Genomic DNA, 5,023 nt, shown 5'->3' with positions numbered 1-5,023 from the left:
GCTACCGCGACAGGAGTAGCGGATCCCGACTCGGAGTAGCGGATCTGGTGCGGCGCGACGTCGCGCGCGGCCTGGCCACGAACCTCGCCAATCCCAAGGCCCTGGTGTTCTTCGGCGCCGTGCTCACGCCGTTCCTGCGCGACGAGGTCTCGGTGGCGTGGTCGGTGGCGCTCGTGGCGGGGATGCTCGCGGTGGCGCTCGCGTGGTTCGCCGGGCTCGCAGTGGTCGCCTCGCACCGGGCGGTCAACGAGCGGGTCGGGCGGCTGCTGCCGTGGGTCGACCTCGTGGCCAGCGCGCTGTTCGTGGCGGTGGGGGTGGCGTTCGTCATCGCCGCGCTCGTCTGAGACCCGCGGGTTAGGTTGCTGCTCATGGATTCTCCGGTCGACCGCCGCAGCTGGGTGCCCGCCGCCCTCGCGGTGTTCGCGGTGGGCTGGGGTGCCAACCAGTTCGCGCCGCTGCTGCACCTCTACCGCGCCGAGCAGGGGCTCTCGCAGTCCGGCGTCACCGCGGTCTTCAGCGTCTACATCGTCGGCCTGCTGCCCACGCTGCTCGTCGCCGGCCGGTGGTCGGACCGCAACGGCCGCCGCGTCCTCATGCGGCCCGTCCTGGTGCTCTCGCTGCTCGCGACCGTGGCCATGCTCCTCGGCCCGCAGCATGAGCTGTGGCTGTACCTCGGCCGGTTCCTCGCCGGCCTCGCGTCGGGTGCGGCGTTCGGCGCCGGCAGCGCGTGGGTGCGTGAACTGTCCGCCGGCGCCCCGCCCGGCACAGGTGCCCGCCGCGCGGCGATCGCCCTGACCGGCGGGTTCGGGCTCAGCGGCCTCGCGGCCGGGGTGGTGGGCGAGTTCGCCCCCGCGCCGCTGCTCTCGGCGTATCTGCCGCACCTCGTCCTGGGCACGGTCGCGCTGGTCGCGGCCTGGAACGCCGCCGACCCCTACGTGCCACGCGGCGGCACCGAGTCGACGCCGCTCATCCCCGCCACCGCCGTCTCGCGCAGGTTCCTGCTGGGGGTCGCGCCGTGGGCCCCGCTCGTGTTCGGCTGCGCGAGCATGTCGTTCGCGGTGCTCGCCGACCTCCTCGGCGGCGACGCCGGCGGCCGGCCCACCCTGTACGCGGGCGTCATGGTGGGCGTGACCCTCGGCTCGGGCGTGCTCATCCAGCCGGCCATCCGACGCCTCGCCGCGAACTCCGTGCCGTCCCGGCCGCCGATCGCCGGCCTCGCGTCGGCGTGCGCGGGCATGGCGGCCGGCGCGATCCTGGTGGCCTCCCCGGACCTGCCCGGCCGGGCGCTGTGGCTCGTGCCCGTCGCGGTCCTGCTGGGCATCGGCTACGGCACCCTGCTCGTGGCGGGTCTGGTCGAGGTGGAGCTCCAGTCGGGTCCCCGCGACCACGCCGGTCTCGTCGCCGTGTTCTACGTTCTGGCGTACCTCGGCATGGGCACGCCGTACTTCCTCGCCGAGCTGTCCCGCTTCGGCGGGCCGGGCCCGTGGATCGCGGGGCTCGCGGTGGTGTGCGCCCTGCTCATCCCGGTCACGGCCCGCCGCCTCCGCTAGCTGCCGGCTCTACTAGTCCGAGTTCCGCTAACCCGAGTTCCGCTAACCCGAGTTGCGCAGGGCCGTCGCCAGGCCGTTCATCGTCAGCTGGATACCGGTGCGCACGGCCGGGTCCTCGTCGCCCGCGCGGTATCGGCGCAGCAGCTCGACCTGCAGCACGTTGAGCGGTTCGAGGTAGGGGAAGCGGTTGCGGACCGAGCGGGCGAGCGCCGGGTTGTCGTCGAGGAGCGTCTCCTGCCCGGTGATCGCCAGCAGCATCTCGCGGGTGAGCTCGAACTCGTCGGCGATCACCCCGTGGATCCGCCGACCCACCTCCGCGTCGGGCACGAGTTCGGCGTAGCGGCCAGCTAGCCCCATGTCCGCCTTGGCCATCACCTGCGCCATATTGGACAGTGTCGTGCGCAGGAACGGCCAGTCGTCGTACAGCCGCCGCAGCGTGGCCAGGCGCTCGTCGGCCGCGTCCTCGCCGCGCTCGTGGATCCACGTCCGCAGCGCGGTGCCCACGCCGAACCAGCCGGGCAGCATGACCCGCGACTGCGACCACGACAGCACCCACGGGATCGCCCGCAGGTCCTCGACCGACGACGTCTGCTTCCGCGAGGACGGCCGCGAGCCGATGTTGAGCTCGCCGATCTCCGCGACCGGCGTGGAGGTGGTGAAGTACTCGATGAACCCCGGGTCGGAGTGCACGAGCGACCCGTACGCCTCCCGGCCGAGCGTGGCGAGCTCGGCCATCACGCCGTAGGCCTCCTCAGCGCGGTCGCCGAGGCCCTCGACGTCGAGCAGGGACGCCTCGAGCGTCGCCGCGACCAGCGCCTCGAGGTTGCGCCGCGCCCGCCGCGGCTCGGAGTACTTGGCGGAGATGACCTCGCCCTGCTCGGTGATCCGCAGCGCGCCCTGCACGGCGCCCGGCGGCTGGGCGAGGATCGCCTCGTAGGAGTTGCCGCCCCCGCGGCCGACCGCGCCACCGCGACCGTGGAAGTACCGCAGGTGCACGCCGGCGCGGTCGGCGGCCTCCACGAGGTCGCGTTCGGCCTGGTATAGCGCCCAGTTCGCGGCCAGGTAGCCGCCGTCCTTGTTGGAGTCCGAGTAGCCGAGCATCACTTCGAGCACGTCCCCCTGTGCGCGGATGAGCGCGCGGAACTGCGGGATCGCCAGGGCCGCGTCGAGGATGCCCGGCCCGGCGGCGAGGTCGTCGATCGTCTCCAGCAGCGGGATGAGCCGCACGCTCGACCGCGGCTCGGCCGGGTCGCCGGAGAACAGTCCCACCTCGCGCAGGAGCACGGCCGGTTCGAGCAGGTCGGACACGGACCCGCACATCGACACGATGTAGTGCGGCACCACGTCCGCGCCCAGCAGGTCCACGGCCGCGGCGGCCGCCCGCAGCACCCCGAGTTCCTTCTCCGCCAGCTCGGAGAGCTCCGCGCGCGGGCCGAGCAGCGGCCGGTCGTGCGAGAGCTCGCGCAGCAGCAGCTCCACGCGCGCGTTCTCGTCGAGCGCCGAGTAGTCCTCGCTCACGCCGGCCTTCGCGAACAGTTCGGTGAGCACCTCCTCGTGCGATTCCGAGTTCTGCCGCATGTCCAGGGCCTGCAGGTGGAATCCGAACGTGCGCACCGCCCACCGCAGGTCACGCAATCTCGGCGCCCGAAGCATCTCGGCCCCGCACTCCCCGAGAGCCGCGTCGATGACCTCCAGATCGGCGAGCATCTCACCGGGGGAGGCGTACGGCTCGGCGGTGGCGACCTCGTCGTCGTCACCGCCGCCGTGTCCCCCCGCCCGGGGCGACGACGAGGTGGTCCCCCGCGCGGCGAGGCGGCGTCGGACCACTCTCACGGCGCGGCGGAAGGGCACGTCCTTCCGCGCGGCGCTGAGCTCGCCCTCCTCCTCCCCGAGGGAGTCCGCGAGGTCGCGCAGCTCGGTGGGCACGCCCACGACACGCCGCGACAGGGGCAGTTCGCGCTCGAGCATCCGCAGTTGGTGGGCGTAGTGCTGGTGCAGCAGCGCGGCGGCCTGTTCGGTGGCGAATCGGACGACGTCGCCGGTGACGTACGGGTTGCCGTCACGGTCGCCGCCGATCCAGGAGCCGGGGCGGACGACGGGCCGGTCTCCGCCGCCCAGGCGCTCGGCGATCTCGGCGTTGAGCGGCGGGATCACGTCCATGAGCGTGGCCTCGTGATACTGCAGGCCGCCCAGGACCTCGTCCTCGATGCGGGGGCGCTGGCTGCGGATGATCGCGGTCTGCCACAGGGTGAGCACCTGGCGGCGGATGTCGGTCTCGACCTCGGCGAGCTCGGCGTCGGTGACGCGGTCCTGTGGCCCGGTCCGCAGCGCGTCGCGGCGGCGCATGAGGTCGAGCACGCGGCGGGTGATCTCGAAGACCGACCGGCGGCGCGTCTCGGTGGGGTGTGCGGTGAGGACGGGAACCACCCGGGCGGTGGTCCGGACAGTCTCGAGTTTGTCGGCGTCCGGCTCGGTCTTCGCGAGGCGAGCCCAGGTGGCCTCGAGATCCCCGTCGGGCGGCGGCGAACCGGCGGCCGTGTGGATGCGGCGACGCCGCTCCTGGTGGAGGTCCTCGGCCACGTTGGCCAGAAGCGCGAATAGGGAGAACGCCCTGATCACAGGAATGACGTCGGCGGCGGGCACGTCGGTGAACAGGGCGGCGACCTCGTCGCGGTCGGCCTCCGAGCGGCGGACGGCGAACGCGGTGCGCCGCGCGGTCTCCACCAGGTCGAATATCCGCTGGCCGGCCTGCTCGCGCACGGTGTCCCCGAGCAGGGCGCCGAGGAACCGGACGTCGTCGCGCAGGGGGCGGACGGCGTCCTCGAGCGGATCGACGCCGTCGGGTGCCGGCTGATCGACGCCGGGCTGGTCTGCGCTCGGCGGCTCGGTCGGACGCTGGTCGGTCGGACGCTGGTCGGACTGGGTGGTGTCGGCCATGTCCGCCACAGTAGGCGCGGCATATGACAAGTGCGTGAAACCTGGCTCGTCGCGGGAACCGGGGAGATCCCCGATGCGCGGGCGCCGCTTCACGAGGAGACTGGGGTCATGACCCAGCAGCCCGGTTTCTCCCAGCACGGCGACCCCCGGTACGGCGATCCGCGGTATGGCCAGCCGCCCGTGGCCGCGCCCGACGACCGCACGCCCGCGGCCCTGGCCCACGCGTCGAGCCTCATCGCGATGGCGCTGTCGGCCGGGTGGCTGTCATTCGTCGGTCCGCTCGTGATGTGGCTGATCTACAAGGACCGCAGCCCGTTCGTCCGCCAGGCCGCGGCCGGCTCGTTCAACTTCAACCTCGGCCTGTGGCTCATGAGCATCGTGGGCTGGATCTGCATCATCACGGTGATCGGTATCCCGCTCGGTCTCATCCTCCTGGCGGTGTCGTTCCTCGCGCAGATCATCGGCCACGTCATCGGCACCCTCCGTGCGCTCAAGGGCCGGACGATCAACTACCCGTTCCAGCTCAAGGTGCTGCG

4 protein-coding genes are annotated in these 5,023 nt (G+C 72.8%); 3 read left to right on the top strand and 1 reads right to left on the bottom strand.

Going from position 1 to position 5,023, the window contains the following annotated elements; translation table 11 throughout:
- Together DPA01S_RS15780 and DPA01S_RS15775 are read left to right on the top strand one after the other, a co-directional pair.
- Positions 1-344, top strand: a 344-nt coding sequence (locus DPA01S_RS15780; protein WP_157076992.1) for a LysE family transporter, incomplete at its 5' end; no start/stop codon positions are given.
- Between the two features lie 24 nt (positions 345-368).
- A complete protein-coding gene (locus DPA01S_RS15775; RefSeq protein WP_061228611.1) occupies positions 369-1,550 on the top strand; it encodes an MFS transporter in 1,182 nt (393 codons plus the stop codon).
- Positions 1,551-1,592: 42 nt separating this feature from the next.
- Here DPA01S_RS15775 and ppc read toward each other — a convergent pair whose 3' ends face one another.
- A complete protein-coding gene (ppc, locus tag DPA01S_RS15770) occupies positions 1,593-4,487 on the bottom strand; it encodes a phosphoenolpyruvate carboxylase (protein WP_232303213.1) in 2,895 nt (964 codons plus the stop codon).
- A gap of 108 nt (positions 4,488-4,595) precedes the next feature.
- On the opposite strand from ppc, the gene DPA01S_RS15765 reads away from it, so the two are divergent.
- On the top strand, positions 4,596-5,023 hold a 428-nt coding region (locus tag DPA01S_RS15765), incomplete at its 3' end, for a DUF4870 domain-containing protein (RefSeq protein ID WP_061917842.1).

This window comes from Dietzia papillomatosis NBRC 105045, assembly GCF_001570845.1.
In the GTDB taxonomy this organism is placed as follows: Bacteria; Actinomycetota; Actinomycetes; order Mycobacteriales; family Mycobacteriaceae; genus Dietzia; species Dietzia cinnamea.
The sequence above is the reverse complement of the archived record's forward strand: the minus strand, read 5'-3'. Positions and strand labels throughout refer to the sequence as shown.

Bases quoted from the DNA above. Each gene is read 5' to 3' on its own strand.
- DPA01S_RS15775 (WP_061228611.1), top strand. From the start codon at position 369: ATGGATTCTCCGGTCGACCGCCGCAGCTGGGTGCCCGCCGCCCTCGCG.
- ppc (WP_232303213.1), bottom strand. From the start codon at position 4,487: ATGGCCGACACCACCCAGTCCGACCAGCGTCCGACCGACCAGCGTCCG.